General features: G+C 65.5%; 18 protein-coding genes and 1 pseudogene. 14 read left to right on the forward strand and 5 right to left on the reverse strand.

The window, feature by feature from the left end:
• The 6 genes from FRW57_RS02470 to FRW57_RS02490 all read left to right on the forward strand — a co-directional run.
• The coding region (locus tag FRW57_RS02470; RefSeq protein ID WP_162529229.1) for a TIGR04282 family arsenosugar biosynthesis glycosyltransferase at positions 1-391 on the forward strand (391 nt) is incomplete at its 5' end.
• Positions 388-1,140, forward strand: a complete 753-nt coding sequence (locus tag FRW57_RS02475; protein ID WP_152185203.1) for a TIGR04283 family arsenosugar biosynthesis glycosyltransferase — start codon at positions 388-390, stop codon at positions 1,138-1,140. The genes FRW57_RS02470 and FRW57_RS02475, both read left to right, overlap by 4 nt.
• Positions 1,137-2,558 (forward strand): MFS transporter, encoded by a 1,422-nt coding sequence (locus FRW57_RS02480; RefSeq protein ID WP_137123272.1) that lies wholly within the window; start codon positions 1,137-1,139, stop codon positions 2,556-2,558. Before FRW57_RS02475 ends, FRW57_RS02480 begins: the two co-directional genes overlap by 4 nt.
• Positions 2,555-4,228 carry a radical SAM protein gene (locus FRW57_RS02485; RefSeq protein ID WP_152185204.1) on the forward strand — a complete coding sequence of 558 codons (1,674 nt, stop codon included), beginning with the start codon at positions 2,555-2,557 and terminating at the stop codon, positions 4,226-4,228. The genes FRW57_RS02480 and FRW57_RS02485 overlap by 4 nt, the downstream gene beginning before the upstream one ends.
• 21 nt (positions 4,229-4,249) lie before the next feature.
• The gene (locus FRW57_RS24725; RefSeq protein WP_274381644.1) at positions 4,250-4,378 is read left to right on the forward strand and encodes a hypothetical protein; all 129 of its coding nucleotides are present in this window, start codon (positions 4,250-4,252) and stop codon (positions 4,376-4,378) included.
• A gap of 27 nt (positions 4,379-4,405) precedes the next feature.
• The gene (locus tag FRW57_RS02490) at positions 4,406-4,801 is read left to right on the forward strand and encodes a thioredoxin domain-containing protein (RefSeq protein ID WP_137123270.1); all 396 of its coding nucleotides are present in this window, start codon (positions 4,406-4,408) and stop codon (positions 4,799-4,801) included.
• A gap of 297 nt (positions 4,802-5,098) precedes the next feature.
• Here FRW57_RS02490 and FRW57_RS02495 read toward each other — a convergent pair whose 3' ends face one another.
• Positions 5,099-5,530 carry an ArsI/CadI family heavy metal resistance metalloenzyme gene (locus tag FRW57_RS02495; protein ID WP_137123466.1) on the reverse strand — a complete coding sequence of 144 codons (432 nt, stop codon included), beginning with the start codon at positions 5,528-5,530 and terminating at the stop codon, positions 5,099-5,101.
• Between the two features lie 78 nt (positions 5,531-5,608).
• Here FRW57_RS02495 and FRW57_RS02500 point away from each other — a divergent pair, with 78 nt between their 5' ends.
• From FRW57_RS02500 to FRW57_RS02535, 8 genes are all read left to right on the forward strand, one after another.
• Positions 5,609-5,980 (forward strand): ArsR/SmtB family transcription factor, encoded by a 372-nt coding sequence (locus FRW57_RS02500; protein WP_152185205.1) that lies wholly within the window; start codon positions 5,609-5,611, stop codon positions 5,978-5,980.
• Positions 5,977-7,104, forward strand: a complete 1,128-nt coding sequence (gene arsB, locus FRW57_RS02505; RefSeq protein WP_137123468.1) for an ACR3 family arsenite efflux transporter — start codon at positions 5,977-5,979, stop codon at positions 7,102-7,104. The genes FRW57_RS02500 and arsB overlap by 4 nt, the downstream gene beginning before the upstream one ends.
• Entirely contained in the window at positions 7,104-7,544 is a 441-nt protein-coding gene (locus FRW57_RS02510; RefSeq protein ID WP_137123469.1) for an arsenate reductase ArsC, read from the forward strand. The genes arsB and FRW57_RS02510 overlap by 1 nt, the downstream gene beginning before the upstream one ends.
• Before the next feature lie 136 nt (positions 7,545-7,680).
• On the forward strand, positions 7,681-8,001 hold the full coding sequence (locus FRW57_RS02515; RefSeq protein WP_238384885.1) for a TFIIB-type zinc ribbon-containing protein: 321 nt from the start codon (positions 7,681-7,683) through the stop codon (positions 7,999-8,001).
• A 306-nt stretch (positions 8,002-8,307) separates the two neighbouring features.
• Positions 8,308-8,766: a YkvA family protein gene (locus FRW57_RS02520; protein ID WP_137123470.1), complete on the forward strand. Its 459-nt coding sequence runs from the start codon at positions 8,308-8,310 to the stop codon at positions 8,764-8,766.
• A 533-nt stretch (positions 8,767-9,299) separates the two neighbouring features.
• Positions 9,300-11,156, forward strand: coding sequence for an AAA family ATPase (locus FRW57_RS02525; protein ID WP_162529230.1), 1,857 nt, complete (start codon positions 9,300-9,302; stop codon positions 11,154-11,156).
• Positions 11,157-11,365: 209 nt separating this feature from the next.
• On the forward strand, positions 11,366-12,040 hold the full coding sequence (locus FRW57_RS02530) for a sensor histidine kinase (RefSeq protein WP_162529231.1): 675 nt from the start codon (positions 11,366-11,368) through the stop codon (positions 12,038-12,040).
• A 17-nt stretch (positions 12,041-12,057) separates the two neighbouring features.
• Entirely contained in the window at positions 12,058-13,446 is a 1,389-nt protein-coding gene (locus FRW57_RS02535; RefSeq protein ID WP_162529232.1) for a phosphotransferase, read from the forward strand.
• 153 nt (positions 13,447-13,599) lie between these two features.
• On the opposite strand, the gene FRW57_RS02540 is transcribed toward FRW57_RS02535, so the two are convergent.
• From FRW57_RS02540 to FRW57_RS24970, 4 genes and pseudogenes are all read right to left on the reverse strand, one after another.
• Positions 13,600-14,538: a restriction endonuclease gene (locus FRW57_RS02540; protein ID WP_152185209.1), complete on the reverse strand. Its 939-nt coding sequence runs from the start codon at positions 14,536-14,538 to the stop codon at positions 13,600-13,602.
• A 183-nt stretch (positions 14,539-14,721) separates the two neighbouring features.
• Positions 14,722-15,117, reverse strand: coding sequence for a VOC family protein (locus FRW57_RS02545; protein WP_152185210.1), 396 nt, complete (start codon positions 15,115-15,117; stop codon positions 14,722-14,724).
• A 395-nt stretch (positions 15,118-15,512) separates the two neighbouring features.
• A complete protein-coding gene (locus FRW57_RS24730) occupies positions 15,513-15,848 on the reverse strand; it encodes a DUF4386 family protein (protein WP_152185217.1) in 336 nt (111 codons plus the stop codon).
• 73 nt (positions 15,849-15,921) lie between these two features.
• A pseudogene (locus FRW57_RS24970) lies at positions 15,922-16,131 on the reverse strand (hypothetical protein); the annotation flags it as partial.
• Between the last annotated feature and the right edge of the window lie 125 nt (positions 16,132-16,256).

The raw sequence follows: 16,256 nt of genomic DNA on the forward strand, positions 1-16,256 counted from the left end.
TGTGCGGCAGGTGCACCGCGAGCAGCCGGGACCGGTGCTGGTCATCGGCACCGACGCGCCGACCCTGGCCGGCGACCTGCTGACGGCGGCGGCCACGACATTGCGCGAGGGCGCCGACGCGGTGCTCGGGCCTGCCCTGGACGGCGGCTACTACCTGGCCGGACTGGCCCGCCCGATCCCGGCGGTGTTCGGCATCGATCCCCTCCTGTGGGGCGGGGACGGTGTCCTCGCCGCGACCCAGCAGCAGCTGTATGACGTCCGCGTGCGTTGGCAGCTGCTGCCCACCCTTCGCGATCTGGACACCCCCGAGGACGCCGCCGCGCTGCTGGCCGACCCTGCCCTTCCGGCCGTGATCGCGGCACACCTGGTCCCGTCGGCGGTGCAGTCATGACGGCGGATCCGCAGGTGTCCGTGCTCATTCCGGCGCTGGACGAGGCCGACCGCATCGAGGCGTGCCTGCACCGGCTGGCGCGCGACTTCCCCGCATGTGAGCTGGTCGTTGCCGACGGCGGCAGCACCGACGGCACGGCCGAGCTGGCGCTGCGCTGGGCGAAGGTCGTCGAAACCGGCGGGGGTCGCGGGCCGCAGCTGAACGCCGCCGCCGAGGCTGCAGCCGGCCAGACACTATGGGTGCACCACGTCGACACTGTCACCGAATCCGCCGCACTGCCACAGCTATTGCGCGAGCTGCGCCGGCCGGGAGTGGTCGGCGGCGGTCTGACCCTGCGCTTCGACCGCCGCTCGCCGGGTCTGAGCTACCTGGCCTGGACCTCAAACCTCCGCGCCCGCCGGCTGGGCTGGATCTTCGGCGACCAGACGATGTTCGTGCGGCGGGACGCGCTCGAGGCTGTCGGCGGCTTCCCCGACCTGCCGCTGATGGAGGACCTGGAGGTCTGCCGGCGGCTGCGCCGGGTGGGCGAGCTGGTCGTCATACCAGCGATGTCCACCGCGTCGTCGCGACGCTTCGACGTCCACGGGACGTGGCCGATGGTCGCGTTCATGCAGTACCTCAAGGTCCGTCACCTGTGCGGTGCCGACCCCGCCGAGACTGCACGACGCTATCGCGCCGGACCGGGCCACTGGGACTCCTGGCGCCCCGGCCACCGGTCGAGCACACTGGCCTCGGCACAGCGCCCATGAACCGGCTTGAGACCGCCGGACTCGGCGCCCGGCTGGACCGGTTGCCGTGGGGCGCGCGGCACACCAGCATCATGCTCGCACTCGGGGCGGGGTGGCTGTTCGACTCCTTCGAGGTCCAGCTGTTCTCCACCGCGATCGGACCGCTGGGGGACACCTTCGGTGCCTCGGTGACCGAGCGCGACGGCGTGCTCGCGGTGTGGCTGGTGGGCATCCTGCTCGGGGCGGTGGCCGGGGGGCCGTTGACCGACCGGTTCGGGCGGCGGCGCCTGTTCGTCCTGACCCTCTCGTGGTACGCGGGATTCACGGTCTTGACCGGGCTGGCACCAAGCCTGGGGGTGGTCTATGTGCTGCGTTTCCTGGCCGCGCTGGGGGTGGGCGCCGAGTACGCGATCGTCAATGCCGCCATCGCCGAGTTCATCCCCGCTCGCACTCGTGGCCGTGCCAACGTCGTCGTGATGAGCTTCTGGCCGATGGGGGCAATCCTGGCCGCCGTGCTGGCCTTCCTCCTGCTGAACACCGCAGCCGTGGGGACGTCGGTGTCGTGGCGCTACCTGTTCCTGCTCGGTGGGCTGATCGCGCTGGTGGTGCTGGTCTTCCGGCGCCGGATCCCGGAGTCGCCCCGGTGGCTGGCCTCGCGTGGGCGGCACACCGAGGCTGAGCGCGTCGTGGCCGGCCTGGAGACCGCCTCGGGTGTCACAGCTGGCCACGGCCGCAACTTCGCAATGCCGGCAGCGCCGCCCGGCCGCCCGGTGGTCCGGGCCGCCCTGCACGAGCTGCTGACCCGATACCCGGGGCGATTGGTGCTCGGCTCGCTGCTCGACCTGGCCGAGGCGTTCGGTTACTACGGGCTGTTCGCGCTGCTGTCGGTGGTGGTGCTGCCCCAGGTGGACATCAGCCAACGCGAGATCCCGTTCTTCTACATCCTGGGCAACCTCGGCGGCCTGGCCGGCGGACTCGCGATGAGCCTGCTGATCGACCGGATCGGGCGACGGGCCACGGTTATCGGCAGCTACACCGCCTCCGCATGTGCGGTGGTCGTGCTCGCCGTGGCCACCGCGACCGGGGACGGCGGGTGGGTCACGGCGGCATTCATGCTCGCCAGTGCCGCGGGCATCGCGGCGTGGACCACGGCATACCCGACGTTCACCGAGCTGTTCCCCACCCACCTGCGCGGCGCCGGCGTCGGCCTGTCCGTCGGCGTCGGCCGGGTCGGTGCGATCGCTGGCGCCCTGGTGCTGCCGGGGCTCGCCACCGCCATCGGCGCGTTCGTGTCCTATGCGCTGGTGGTGGCCTTCTGGCTGGTCGGTGCCGCAGCCATGGCCGCGTTCGCCCTGCGCGGTGGCGCCGAGGCGGCTCGCCGTTCGCTGGAGGAGCTGGCCCCCGAGCCACCCGTGAGCGTCGCCGGGGGCCGGGCATGAGAATCGCCGTCTGCGGTGGCGCGTACGCCAACCCCTATGCGTTGCAGGCCTTTGTGGACGACGCTCGACGACACGGGTGCGAGCGGCTCTACTGCCTGGGCGACCTCGGCGGGTTCGGCGCGGACGTGGACGGGCTGTGGCCGATCCTGAGCAGCAACGACGTGGTGTGCGTCGCCGGGAACTACGACGTGGCCATCGCGCGCGCCGACCCGGGCTGCGGCTGCGGCTACCACGATCCACGGGACAACGCCTTCGCCCAGCTGATCTACGACCACACCCTGGCTCACACCGGCCGGCGCTTCGCCGCCTGGATGGGCGGCCTGCCCACGCAGCGCCGGCTGCGGATCGGTGGCACCGACGTGCACCTGGTGCACGGATCGCCCCTGGCCCTCAACGACTTCTGGTGGGAGTCGCGCACCGAGGAGCAGCACCGGCAGCGGGTGGCCGCCAGTGGTGCCGACGTGATCTTGTGCACCCACAGCGGGCTGCCCTGGCAGCGCCGTGTCGGAGCCACCCTGGTCGTCAATGTCGGTGTCATCGGCAAGCCGGCCAACGACGGCCGCACCAGCGTCTGGTATGCCGTCCTCGACCTCGGTCGCCGGGCGCCCCGCGCCGAGCTGGTCCGCCTGGCCTACGACTGGCGGGCGCAGGCCAGATCCATGCGCGCCGCAGGTCTGCCCGAGCTGTTCGTGGAGACCATCGAGACCGGGTGGTGGACCACCTGCCTGGAGGTGCTGCCGCCGGTGGAGCGGGCGCGTGGCAGGTACCACCTCTACCGCGACGAGCCAGCGGCGGGCTCCGCGAAATCCACCGACGGGTGGGCGCCGCCCGAACCCCTCGGCGGGGACACCCGCCCCGTCACCCCGCTGTTCGGCACGACGTGGTTCCCCGCACGGCTGTGGCTCTACACCAACTTCCACTGCAACCTCTCCTGCGACTACTGCGCGGTGGCGTCCTCACCCCGCGCCGCGCCACGGACTCTGACACCGCAAACCTTCCGGTACCGGGTCGAGGAGGCGGTGGCGGAGGGATTCACCGAGCTCTACCTCACCGGTGGTGAGCCGCTGCTGCACCCCGACCTTCCCGAGCTGCTCGAGACCGCCACCGCCGCGCTACCGACCACCCTGCTGACCAACGCGATGCTGCTGCGCGGCCGCCGACTCGCCCGACTGACCGAGCTGATCGACCGGCCCCTGACCATTCAGACCTCTCTGGACGGAGCCCTCGCCGCCACCCACGATGCGCACCGGGGGACCGGCTCCTGGCAGCGCACCATCGAGGGCATCGCACGCCTCGCCGACCTCGGTCATCCACCTCTGGTGGCGCTGACCGAGACCGAGAAGAATCGCGCCGAGGTCCCGGCCGTCGCCGCGCTGCTGGAGCGGATCGGCGTCCCTGCCGACCACCTGGTTGTCCGTCCCCTGCTGCGTCGTGGCGCATCGGCCGGCGGCGTCGAGATCGGCGACGACAGCAGCATCCCCGAGCTCACCGTCACCACCGACGGGCTGCACTGGCACCCTGCCGGCGCCGACGTGGCCAGCAGCCCGGACATGCACCTGGCCGGTCCGGGCACGGCCCTCGCGGAGGGCAAGCGGCTGGTGACCGAGCGGTTCCTCGCGGCGCGGCTGGCCGACGGGACCATCCCGCAACCGGTGAACTGCGCCATCTGACCGACCAGCAAGGAGCCTGCCGTGCCCGACCTGAAGCACCCGCACCTGGATCTCGCCGACCTGACACTCACCGGGCCGCAGGGGCACCCCATGCCGCTGAGGCAGCTCACCGGAGTCAATGTCCTGGTGATGTTGCGGCATCGTCATTGACTGCCGTGCCAGCAGCACCTGGTCCAGGTGCACCAGCAACCGCGTGACCCGAGGATCGGGCTGCTCCTGGTCGGCTTCAGCCCCATCGCCCCGCTCACTGCGATCGCCCGTCATCTGGGGTGGCCGGGGGAGGTCCTGTCCGACCCCGACCGGGACCTCTACGGCCGGCTCGGCATCGGCCGGGCTCCGTGGTGGCGGATCTACACCCCCCGAACCCTGGCTATCTACGCCCGGGCGCTGCGGGGCGGACGTCGTCTGTCTCGTCCGGTGGAGGACACCCGCCAGCTCGGTGCGGACGCCATCACCGTGGGGTCGACCGTGCGTGCGGTCTGGCGCCCGCGCAGCCCCGACGACCGTCCCGACGCGGCGGATGTCATCGCGCGGGCCACGGAGACCCTGCACGAGATCGGTCGGACTCGTTGACTGCCTCTGGCGAGGCCGTCCCGGATCCGGATGCTGGCCCGCCGGATTGGGTCCGGCAGGCCTGCAGGGCTCAGCAGGTGGGGCAGGCCGTGGGTTGCCTTGGCGCACGTGTGGCTGGTTCCAGAACGAGTGCCAGCCGGGTGGCCAAGCGCGTGGGGCGCGGGTCGAGCTGTCGCCTCCTCGCGCGGGGTCCGGTGGTTCGCCGGAGTTGCTGGATGTGCGCGTCGGCCAAAGCCTGGGCGATGTAGGGATGGACAAACATGACGTGCTCCTGTGTCTCGAGTTGCCTGTGGTGGGTTAGCTGGCGCAGCAGGCGGTCTCGTCCTCGCTCGTGGACCCTGCGGAGGGCTGACCGCCGAAGGTGGGGCTGTCGGCCAGCACGGTGTAGTGCTCCCACCGTTCGCCGTCCGGCCCAGTGACCCAGAACTTGTCCTGGGTGGCGTAGCAACAGGTGGTGCCGCGCTCTTCGTCCGCGAAGAAGCCCTCGGCGGTCAGCCGTGCCTGCTGGGCGTCGACCTCTTCGGTGGAGTTCACCTCGACGCCGAGGTGGTTCAAGGTGCCGCCCTCACCGGCGCCCTCGAGGAGCACCAGCTTCAGCGGTGGCTCGGCGATGGCGAAGTTCGCGTAGCCGGGTCGACGCTTGGCTGGCTCCACGCCGAACTGCTTGCTGTAGAAGGCGATCGCAGCCTCGAGGTCGGAAACGTTGAGCGCGAGCTGGATGCGGGACATTGCCACTCCTTGTATCGATTGATGTCTATATGGCGGTCCATGTTGCACCTCTGAATCAACATCTGTCAATATAGATGCATGCCGAAGTTGCTTCCCGTCGCCGAGCCGTTGAGCCTGTGCTGCTCGCCCCTGACCAGCCAGCCGCTCAGCGCCGAACAGGCCGAAACCGTCGCCCCCTTGCTGAAGGCCCTGGCCGACCCGGTCCGGTTGCGGCTGATGTCGCTGATCGCCTCCCACGCCGACGGCGAGGCGTGCGTGTGCGACCTGACCCCGGCGTTCGAGCTGTCCCAACCGACGATCTCCCACCACCTGAAGGTGCTGCACGACGCCGGTCTGGTCGACCGGGAGCGGCGCGGGACCTGGGTCTACTACCGGGCACGCCCGCAGGCGCTGCAGTCGCTCGCCACGCTGCTCACCGCCGCGGGAGCCACCCCGGTCACCATCCCGTGAGCGACACCGTCACCGAGCGCTCGGCTCATGACCTCGACGCGCCGGTCGTCGCCCGGCTGTCCCGGCTGGACCGGTTCCTGCCGGTGTGGATCCTGGCGGCGATGGCTCTCGGACTGCTGCTGGGCCGGTTCGTGCCCGGCATCGCCGGGGTGCTGGACTCCGCGCACGTCACCACGGGGGTCTCGGCACCGATCTTCGTCGGGCTGCTCGTCATGATGTACCCGGTGCTGGCCAAGGTGCGCTACGGCCAGCTCGACCGGGTCACCCGCGACACCCGCCTGCTCGTGTCCTCCCTGGTGCTGAACTGGCTGGTCGGCCCGGCGCTCATGTTCACCCTGGCGTGGCTGCTGCTGGCCGACCAACCGGCATACCGGACCGGGCTGATCATCGTGGGCCTGGCCCGCTGCATCGCCATGGTGCTGATCTGGAACGACCTGTCCGGCGGCGACTGCGAGGCCGGCGCGGTGCTGGTCGCGCTGAACTCGCTGTTCCAGATCGTCGCCTTCGCCGGTCTGGGCTGGTTCTACCTGCAGGTCCTGCCCGGCTGGCTGGGCCTGGACACCGCCGGGTTGCACGTCTCGGTCGGCACCATCGCCGCCAGCGTGGCGATCTTCCTCGGCATCCCGCTGGTGGCCGGCTTCCTCACCCGCGTCCTGGGCGAACGGGCCCGCGGCCGGGAGTGGTACGAGGCGAGGTTCCTGCCGAAGATCGGGCCCTGGGCGCTCATCGGGCTGCTGTTCACCATCGTGGTCCTGTTCGCCCTGCAGGGCGACACCATCACCCGACAACCCGGTGACGTCGCCCGTATCGCGGTGCCGCTGCTGGCCTACTTCGCGCTCATGTGGACCGGCGGCTTCGCCCTCGGCCGGAGTCTCGGGCTGCCCTACCCCCGCACCGCGACCCTCGCGTTCACCGCTGCGGGCAACAACTTCGAGTTGGCCATCGCGGTGGCCATCGGCGTCTTCGGCGTCACCTCGGGAGAGGCCCTCGCCGGCGTCGTCGGCCCGCTGATCGAGGTCCCCGTCCTGGTCGCCCTCGTCTACGTCGCTCTGTGGGCCCGCCGCCTCTTCTACCCCGTGCCAACCAAGCATCCACGCTCCACCACCGCCAGGGAGAGCATCTGATGACCGATCGCCAGGGCGCCGCGCCCGAGGTGCTGTTCGTCTGCGTCCACAACGCCGGCCGCTCCCAGATGGCCGCCGCCCTTCTGACACGCCACGGCGGCGACCAGGTGGCCGTCCGGTCTGCCGGCTCCGCACCTGCAGACCAACTGAACCCGGCGGTCGTGGCGGCCATGGCCGAACTCGGCATCGACCTGTCCGACCAGATCCCCACCGGACTCGACACCAAGGACGTGGCAGCCGCCGACGTAGTGATCACCATGGGCTGCGGCGACGCTTGCACCATCTACCCCGGCAAGCGCTACCTCGACTGGGACGTGCCCGACCCCGCCGGCCTGACCCTCGAGCAGGTGCGTCCGATCCGAGACCAGATCGACACCAAGGTCACCGCGCTGCTGACCGAGCTCACACAACTCGCCCCACCTCCTCGCGGTCACCGGTGAACGCTCCTGTCCGTAGAGCGATCCCCTGACCCCACGTCGTTCGACCGTGAGGGAACTCGCCGCCCGGGGGAGGCGTTGACTGGGCTACGCCGCGCGTCGGTTGGCCACGCGCCGACCCTTCCCATGAGGAGTACGGATGACCAATCAGATGACCTGCCCGAAGTGCCGAGGCACGATGACGTCCTACGAGCGCAACGGCGTCCATGTCGACCAGTGCCAAGACTGCCGCGGCTTGTTCCTCGACCGTGGCGAGCTCGAGCGCCTCGTCGACGCCGAGGCGGCCTTCAACAGTCCGGTTGCTCCTGCGGCGCCCAGAGACCGGCCCGGCTACCGCGAGAGCGTAGGCTACGGCGAGGGCTACCGGGATGACTACCGAGGCGACTACCGCAGTCGGGCACAGCATGGCCACCAGCCCCGCCGCAAGCGCCGCAGCTTCCTCGAGGATCTGTTCGACTAGCGTTGTCGCGAGAACAACCAGGGCAGAAGCCCTCAGGGCACCAGACCAGTCCGCAGCCGACCACACTGATGATGAAGGTGGCAGCGGAAACCGCCCCCGCACCGGTGGGCCGCTCGGGCCCGGCCAGGTAGCGGGCAGCCGCAACGAGCGTCGACGTCGGACTCGGTCGGCTCGCGGACCGCGAGGTGTGGCCGTTGGAGCGCTGACCGCGTCGTGGCGCGGCGACGCTGGGTCCAGCGAGCAGCCGACGCGAGTTGAGACCAACTGGTGGAGCCTGCATCGCTTCCTCCCAGCAAAGGAAGGGACATGGTGAGCCACACCACATGGTCGGCGGCGGTCGCGATCGCGGCCGGTCTGCTCTCGATCTGGATCATGCTGGTCGTGGCGGTCTGGCGGTTGCGACCGGACGACCTGACCCTTGGCGAGAGTCTCAGGCTGCTGCCGGACCTGCTGCGCCTGCTCAAGCGCTTGGCCGCCGACCGTGAGGTCCCCCGAGGCGCCCGGGTCAGGTTGTGGTTGCTGCTGGTCTACCTGGCATCCCCGATCGATCTCATCCCAGACTTCCTGCCCGTGATCGGGTATGCCGACGACGCCATCATCGTCGTGCTCGCGCTGCGCTCGGCCGTCCGTCGGGCCGGTGTCTCCGCGGTCCGCGAGCACTGGCCGGGCAGTCCACAAGGTCTCCAAGCCGTGCTGCGGATCGCCCGACTCAGCACCGGAGCGACTCAAGAGGATCGCCCTGGCCGCGCGGAGGATCTCGACTGAGCCGCCTCGTCGGTGGCAACTGCGAGCTTCCCCCGGGCCCGGGAAAAATATGCGCTCGCCGTGTGTGCGGCGCCATCCGCGACGTGACCCGCTTTGCACCTTGCTCACACAGCGGGTTCCTCCGCCACGTTCCCGCTGTGCGTGCCCCCTTCCCTGTCCCGACAGGAGGCCGATGGGACATTCGCGTGGCCGCTAACCGCGAGTTCGGCGGTGCTCAAGTGGTGTTCCAGCTCTATCAGCTGGCCGCACGTACCGGGGATCAGTCTGCGGAGGATTCGCCATGAGGAGGAAGTCGATCTGGTGCCAGTTGCACACCATCCGGGCCAACGCCAGGCGGCGGAGCACTTCGTCGCTGCATTCCACTAAGACGCAGCCACTAGGTGTGCCGCAGCCCGCGGCGGTCCGCGGCCGACAGGGTGGTGCCCTTTATCACTGGAAAGAGCCAACGTACTTTACGTACGCGACGCGCTGACTCCTTGGCGTTGCCCAGTACGATGGGCAGGATCCGCAGACGGCTCACCAGAGAGGCCCCGATGTACATCAGTCGATTGAGCGTCGAAGATGAGGGGTTTCTTGCCGGTCTCGACCTGACATTCGGGCCAGGCTTGAGCGTCATAATCGGTGCCCGAGGGACCGGGAAGACGTCAATCATCGAGTTGGTTCGATTCTGCCTTGACGCTGGTGGGTTCACTGAGGACGCGGTAACCCGCGGTCGACAACAAGCAATGGCGATCTTAGGCGGAGGCGCGGTCACCGTTGAGCTTACGGATCCCGCCACCGGGGTGGTATCCACCATTAGCCGGACATTCGCAGGACAAGTGGTCGGCTCGGTCCCCCTCCGCGTTCGAGCGACAGTGTTGGCGCAGAACGAAGTCGAAGCTGTTGGGGCGCAGGCGGCAGGGCGCTTGCACTTGGTCGATCGCTTTCGCGATACCCCATCCCACGATGATGCCGAAATGACTCGTATTCGATCTCAACTTAAAAGTATTTCGGTCGAACTGCACGAGGTAATCCAAGAGAGTCGAGCCTTGCGGGACCGCGTGGAGGATGAGACAAGCATTACCGCTGACCTCGATCGAGCTCGGCGGGAGCAGCGGACACTCCTTGACAATGCCAAGGCGTCGACTGAGGATCAAGACCGTCTTGTAGAGTTCCAGGCTGCCTCGAATGCCCTTTCAACTCGGCAGGCAACAGTCGACCAGAAGGCTATGGATCTGGAGGCATTGCGCGCGCGCGTGTCATCGGTTGCGAGCTACGCTCAGACGGTCAGCGGCTCATGGGGGATCGAGGAATCGAGCCAAGCACTTTCAACTGCCGTCGAGGCCACCCTAGAAGCCACGCAATTGTTGAACCAAACGCAAGATAGAGTAAGCACAGCGATTTCGCTGTTACAGAAGGAGCGCGAAATCATTGCGAGTGAGCGCGCCAAGCTTGAAGAGCTTTCGAGCGAACTCCGTCAACGGCTCAACGCGCTGGAGGAAGGGGTGGGAGTCGCTTCCAGACGAGTGGCTGAGTTGGAGGAACGAGGCGGTCAACTCGCTGCCCTATCTACTCGCTTAGAAAGTCGCGTTGCCCGTTATCGAGAACTGGCCTCCTTGAGAGACGCGGAGTATGAGCGCCTTGAGGCCTTTCGTGACAGGGTCTTTGCTGCTCGAGCAAAAATCGCCGAGGATGTTTCGACGAAACTCTCCCCGACGGTCCGCGTATCGGTGCGGCGCTCGCTCGACACCGAGGATTACCAGAATGCAATCGTCAGGACCTTGCGGGGATCGGGCGTTCATTACAATTCGCTGGCGCCGATCTTAGCCGAACGAATTTCTCCCCAAGAGTTAGCGACATTTGTCGAGACTGAAGACTCGGATGGCTTGTGTTCAGCTACTGGACTTACACGAGAACGGGCCGCCTCCTTGATCTCTGCTCTTGGATCTGTCGGCTTGTCGGAGGTTGTAGGAAGCCAAATCGAGGATGGGGTCCGGCTCGAACTGATGGATGGAGCAGAATATAAAGCGAGCGATCGGCTGTCGATCGGTCAAAGGTGCACAGCTGTTCTGCCGATGCTACTCGGGGCGAACGCTGACCCACTACTCATCGATCAGCCAGAGGATCACTTGGATAACGCGTTCGTCGCGGATACGTTGGTGTCGGCACTCCGTCAGCGCGAAGCCACAGACCAGTTCATCTTCTCGTCGCATAATGCCAACATCCCTGTACTCGGTGAAGCGGATCTCGTCGTTGTCATGGAGTCCGACGGGCGTCGTGGCTTTGTGAGTCATGCCGCCTCGCTACAAGACCCGGAGATCGTGGCCTCGGTCACCTCTATCATGGAAGGGGGAGCCGAAGCCTTCGCCCGACGTTCGCGCTTCTATGCGAAGGCGGCTCGGCGGTCGTGAGCGGCATGGACGAAGCCCTAGGCTTGCTCGATTCTCCCGCTACGAGCGACCGGCTACGAGGTGCCCGCCTGGCCCAGAAGTCCGGAGAGCGCCAGCACCTTTCCGTAATACAAGAGAGACGACGGCGTGAGCCGGACTCTTGGGTTAGGGCAGCCTTAGACCGAGCGATTCTGCGCCTCCAGTCGACCGGCCCGAGCGAGCACAAGGAGATGCCCGATCTGCCGCATTCGACGGATAACGATGATATCGCTGGTGAAGCAATTCAGATGGTCACCGAGCTCGTGCTGCATGAGATCAGCCCCCAGGTAAGGCGTGTGAAAATCCATGCGCAAGCTGAACTCGCCGAACGATTCCACGGCAGTACAACTGAAGCCTCGCTCGAACGCCTACACGAATTTCTGAAGGTGCTGCGCAGGGTTCACGAGGCTGCTGGTGCACCGAACGTGAAAGAGTTTGATTTGACCGATCTTATACAAACCATCTCCGGCCGTGACGAATTCTCGACGCATCCTGTGTTGGTCACGAGGTCGGACACTTTGACCGTCTTGGGCGACCCGGATCTAATTGACTTGGCTGTGAGTAACGGCCTGGTCAACGCAGTCGAGGCGTCCGATGCATCTGGGAAGCCTGTCATTGTCAACTTTGGCAGAACAGACAAGGATGCCTGGATCACGATCTTGGATGAAGGTATTGGCCTGCCGCCTGGCGCTGATTTCGTATGGAAGCCCGGTCGAACAAACAAGGGAAAGTCTGGACATTTCGGCTGGGGCCTAACGGTGGCCCAGCGGTCCATGCGTTCCTTGCATGGTGTGATATTCCTTACCCCGCGTGACCCTGTAGGCGTTTCCTTTGAGGTTCGATGGCCAATCGGCGAAGACCGATGACTATAAACGTTCTTTTAGTGGAAGATGAAGAGCGGGATGCAGAGGATACGACGATAATCCTGCGTGAAGTCGATCCTCATATGGAACTGACTCTCGTTCGAAGTCGAGATGCAGCTATGGCAGTAATCACACCGGCAGCCGAGTTTGACTTGATCATTTGCGACATCCAGATCCCTCCCCAAGATGGCGGACTTGACGCAGATGAGCAACATGGCCTCGCGGTGCATGCACATGCCAGGCAAGTGCTCCCCGGCGTCCCACAGCTGTTCTTGACCGGTTTCGCAACACCACGGAACGTCCGCGAACAACTGGGACGCGGGGGGGAAGCGGCGTGCTTCGGGCGCGAAGATTGGTTGATGGTCCAGTTGGCTATCAAAGACACCCCGGACGAACTTCGTAGCGTTATACAGAATGTCTTGGATAGTAGGTCGGCGCAGGCCGCGAGAATGACGATTTCGGGACCTTCGGTGTCGGAGGACATGAAAACGGCTATTCGTTGCTGTGGTGATCGGGTCGGCGCGAAATTTGCCGATGTATTTGGGGCATCAGGTCTTTCGAATGCCGAGGTTGCTCGCGCAACCTACAGGAATAGCACCGGGCAGGTCGTGGGTTCGAACTACCTAAAGATTGAGTTGCATAGTCGAGCCTTAAGAGAGCAAAGGGCATTCGAGACGTACGTTCCGACTCAACTCAGGCCTGGGTTATTCGCGCCTTTGCTGCAACCGATCTCGACGGGGCTTCGAGGCAAAGCGTGCTTGATCTCGACTGTTGCAGATCCCCAATCGTCGAATGTATTTGAGTTCCTGACGCGTGATGAGGTAGGAACGGCCCGCATTGTGGACCGAATGTTTGATGGGTTGTTACCATGGAGGAATCGATTAGAGTTTTGCGAGACGACAATAAGCGATATTCGTCGCAACTTTATATCCGACGAGGAAGTGGAGCGATGGGGAGTCGTTCTGGACGCCTCGTTCGAGAATCGAACTCTTAATGTGTCGAGGTGCGTGGTTCACGGTGACCTTCATGGCGAAAACGTCCTCATCGATTCTGATGGAAGGCCCGTGTTGATCGACTTCGGGGACACTGGTATCGGCGCCGCGGTGGCAGATCCTGTCACACTAGAACTGAGTTTGCTCCTCCACCGGGATGGTCCCGCCCGATCGGTAACTTGGCCGGAGGCAGTCAACCTGAGGAACTGGATGGACCTTGAAGCCTATATCGACGGCTGCCCATGGCCTCACTTTGTGCGGTCCTGTCGCAGAGAGTCGCTCAAACGTGGTTCGGAATCTGAGATGGCTGCTTTCGGGTATGCACAAGCGCTACGTCATCTAAAGTATCCAGACCGGCAACTGAAAGATGTGGCCGCGTTGGCGTCGGGAATCATTGACTGGTCTCGGACTGTGTGATTTCGAGGCCGAATTGTGCGCTCAGGGGTGGCGCATGCGTCCGACTCCGGGGGATCAGTGGACTGCGTCCTTCCGCCGCGTTGGACCGTTCAGGCTGACTGAGGCATGAAGCCGGGCTGATGGGGCGGTTCGGTGTTCGCTATCGCGGTGTCGTCACAGTAGCCGTGTCCGATCCGTCTCGAGCAACTGCTTCACGTGCTGCGCCCGGTCCGAGTCGTCTAAGTTGTTAAGCACGTCAGTCAAGGAATCGCTAAAGATCGAAACCTCTTTTCGCCATGCGTCTATAACCGCATACCAGTCTCGAGCGGTTGTTGGAGGGTGTTCGATTTTCTCACGTATTTCGTCGCCGATTTTCTCCAGACGATCGTCGATTTCAGGAACTTCCGTTGGGAACCCAGGGAAGTATTCGATTTTGGCTATCCACCAGAGATGGTATTCGTATGCAGTTAGGACCGCCTCGGACTGGTTCTTCAACGCGGCAACTTGGTCGACGAGTGCATCCATTTCTCGTTGGATAATACCTTCGACTTCGGAGACATTCCCGCAAGCGACTTGTTCATTCAGGAGCGTCCTAGCGTGCGACCACTCCTCTTCTCGGCGTCGTAGGCGCAATTCTTGAGAAGCGCGGCTTTCTTCTTCCGCTTGTTGCTCGGCCCGCCGCACCTCCTCTAGCCGCGCGCTCCGCTGGGGTGCACTCTCCAACAGGTCCCGAGCCGACCCATTCTCGGCACGCACTTCCCCGTAGACGTCGTAGACAAACAGGGCCACCCCCGCGAGATTCGCGTATTCTTCGGCCGCCGGAGTGTATCCACTCAGGGCGTAAAACAGAGAGTTTTCCGATCCGTGGGCCGCTCCCCGTAGCTGTTGAACCTCAGGGGCGCCCACTGGCTGCATGTAGTGCTTTACTTGGGCAGCGGCGCCTTCGGACGCAACGTCGATGCCACCATCTGTTCCCGATGTGGTGAGACGAGCGTCCTCAAATCCAAGTTGGTGCCGCATATGCCATGCAGACAACTCCTCTGCGTCTATCCGCCGCGTTGAGGGCGCACACCGGCTGGCCGGGCCGCCGGCTCTGCTGATCTGGCTGGACACGGTTGACCAATGCCGGGGTTCGGCTGAGGTCGAGGACACCGGTCAGGCGTCGGGTAGATCGCTCACCGCGCCGGTGCGAACCACGTCCTCTGCGATGAAGCGAAGCGTGCGATTCGCGTGGCTGATGGACTCACGAGGACATCGGAAGCGACGGTCCGCGTTCACGTCTCGGGGCGTGACTGCTCAGCCCTGCGGGAATCCGGAGTCGAGGCAGAGAATGTTGCCCTCGCTGTCCTTGAACCAGGCCGCCTGGCCCATCCTGCCCATGTCGGCGATGCCGTCATCCCACTCCACGCCGGGCATGTCATAGGTCTCGAGCGCGACGCCCTTGGCCTGCAGGGCGCGCGCCTCGGCCACGACGTCGTCGACGTGGAACTGGGCGATGGTGTGGCCGGCCCGGCCTGCGTACTCGGTCTGGTAGACGCTGAAGGCCGTCCCGCCGTCGGTGCGGTAGATCAGCATTCCGACGTCAGCGACCTCGGTGGCCGGCGTCAGGCCGAGGGTGTCGGCGTAGAACGATCGAGCACGCGCGAGATCCGCGGCGGGGATGTTGGCGGTGACGGATGCACTGGTCAGCATGGGGTCCTCCTGATGAACTGACAAGGTGATGTTGCGTGAGGGTCGAGGGGCCCGCGGGGCGGGCGCCGCGCGACATACCGGAGCGGTCGACTAGCTGGTGAGGCCGTGGACGGTCGGCGCGAGCACGTCTGCCGCCGGTGTCGGCCTTGGTCCTTGGTTGTGGCGCCACCTCCTGGGAGAGTTCTTGGGCGACATCGGCGATGGCCCACATTCTGCTGTTCTCCTCGTCTGGCGATGTGGGGTGGGTGCCCGACCAGACGAGGTGTTTTGGCGCTGCGCTGGCGAAGTCCGGCGGATGGATCAGGTGGCCGGTGCTGCCCTTCGTAGTGAAGTGACACCTGGACCTGTCCCGCACTGGGCCTGGCGCCGCGGGACGACTGCATGGCTGGCACTGGTCAGCTCGTGGTCGCCAACGTGGGCGCGATGAGCTGCTGTTCGGACGTGGGTGGGTTGAATCCCTTCGCGATCAGCCAGATCGGCATGCACACGACCTCAAACAATCCACCTGGGGCGAGTAGGGCGAGGCCAGCCCCCTTGTTCGTGTCGAGCACGCCGACGAGGCCTAGCGGCACTCCCAGTGAAACAAGTGCGTATCCGAGCAGACCGAGAACGGCGATGGGACGCGGAACGAGGCGGGAGACGTAAAGCAGGTAGGTCAGGAGCAGGCCCCCGAGGCCAGTCGGAACGTAGGTCCACAGCAGGTGGTTCGGGACCACCTGCAGCTGGGCCAGGAGGTAGACGCCGAGCGGTGGAGACGATGAACTCGACGATCCTGAGGATGGGGTACCAGATGGCCAGCCTTTGGTTGACGACCTTCAGGACCGGGTACATCAGCAGGCCGATACCGACCACGGCAAGACCGGAACCCATCATGAACAGCACGCCGATCGTCATCGGCGCCCTTGCGGTGTCACCGTCCACGAAGGCTTGGATCAACGAGGTCCCGATCATGGCGGTGACCATCTGGACGAGGAAGAGGATGCCTACGACGACTGCAATCATCCTGCGTGGCATGACGTCCTGCTTGGGCTGTGGATTCCTGATGTCCGGCGTGAGCCCGGATCTGTGTCGGTTGCCGTACACGGTCACTGGTGCGCTCCTTGACGGGCGCCCAAAACGACTGGGCGGTGAACTGGTGT

The sequence above is a fragment of the Segeticoccus rhizosphaerae genome, from assembly GCF_009192725.1.
GTDB classification, from domain to species: domain Bacteria; phylum Actinomycetota; class Actinomycetes; order Actinomycetales; family Dermatophilaceae; genus Segeticoccus; species Segeticoccus rhizosphaerae.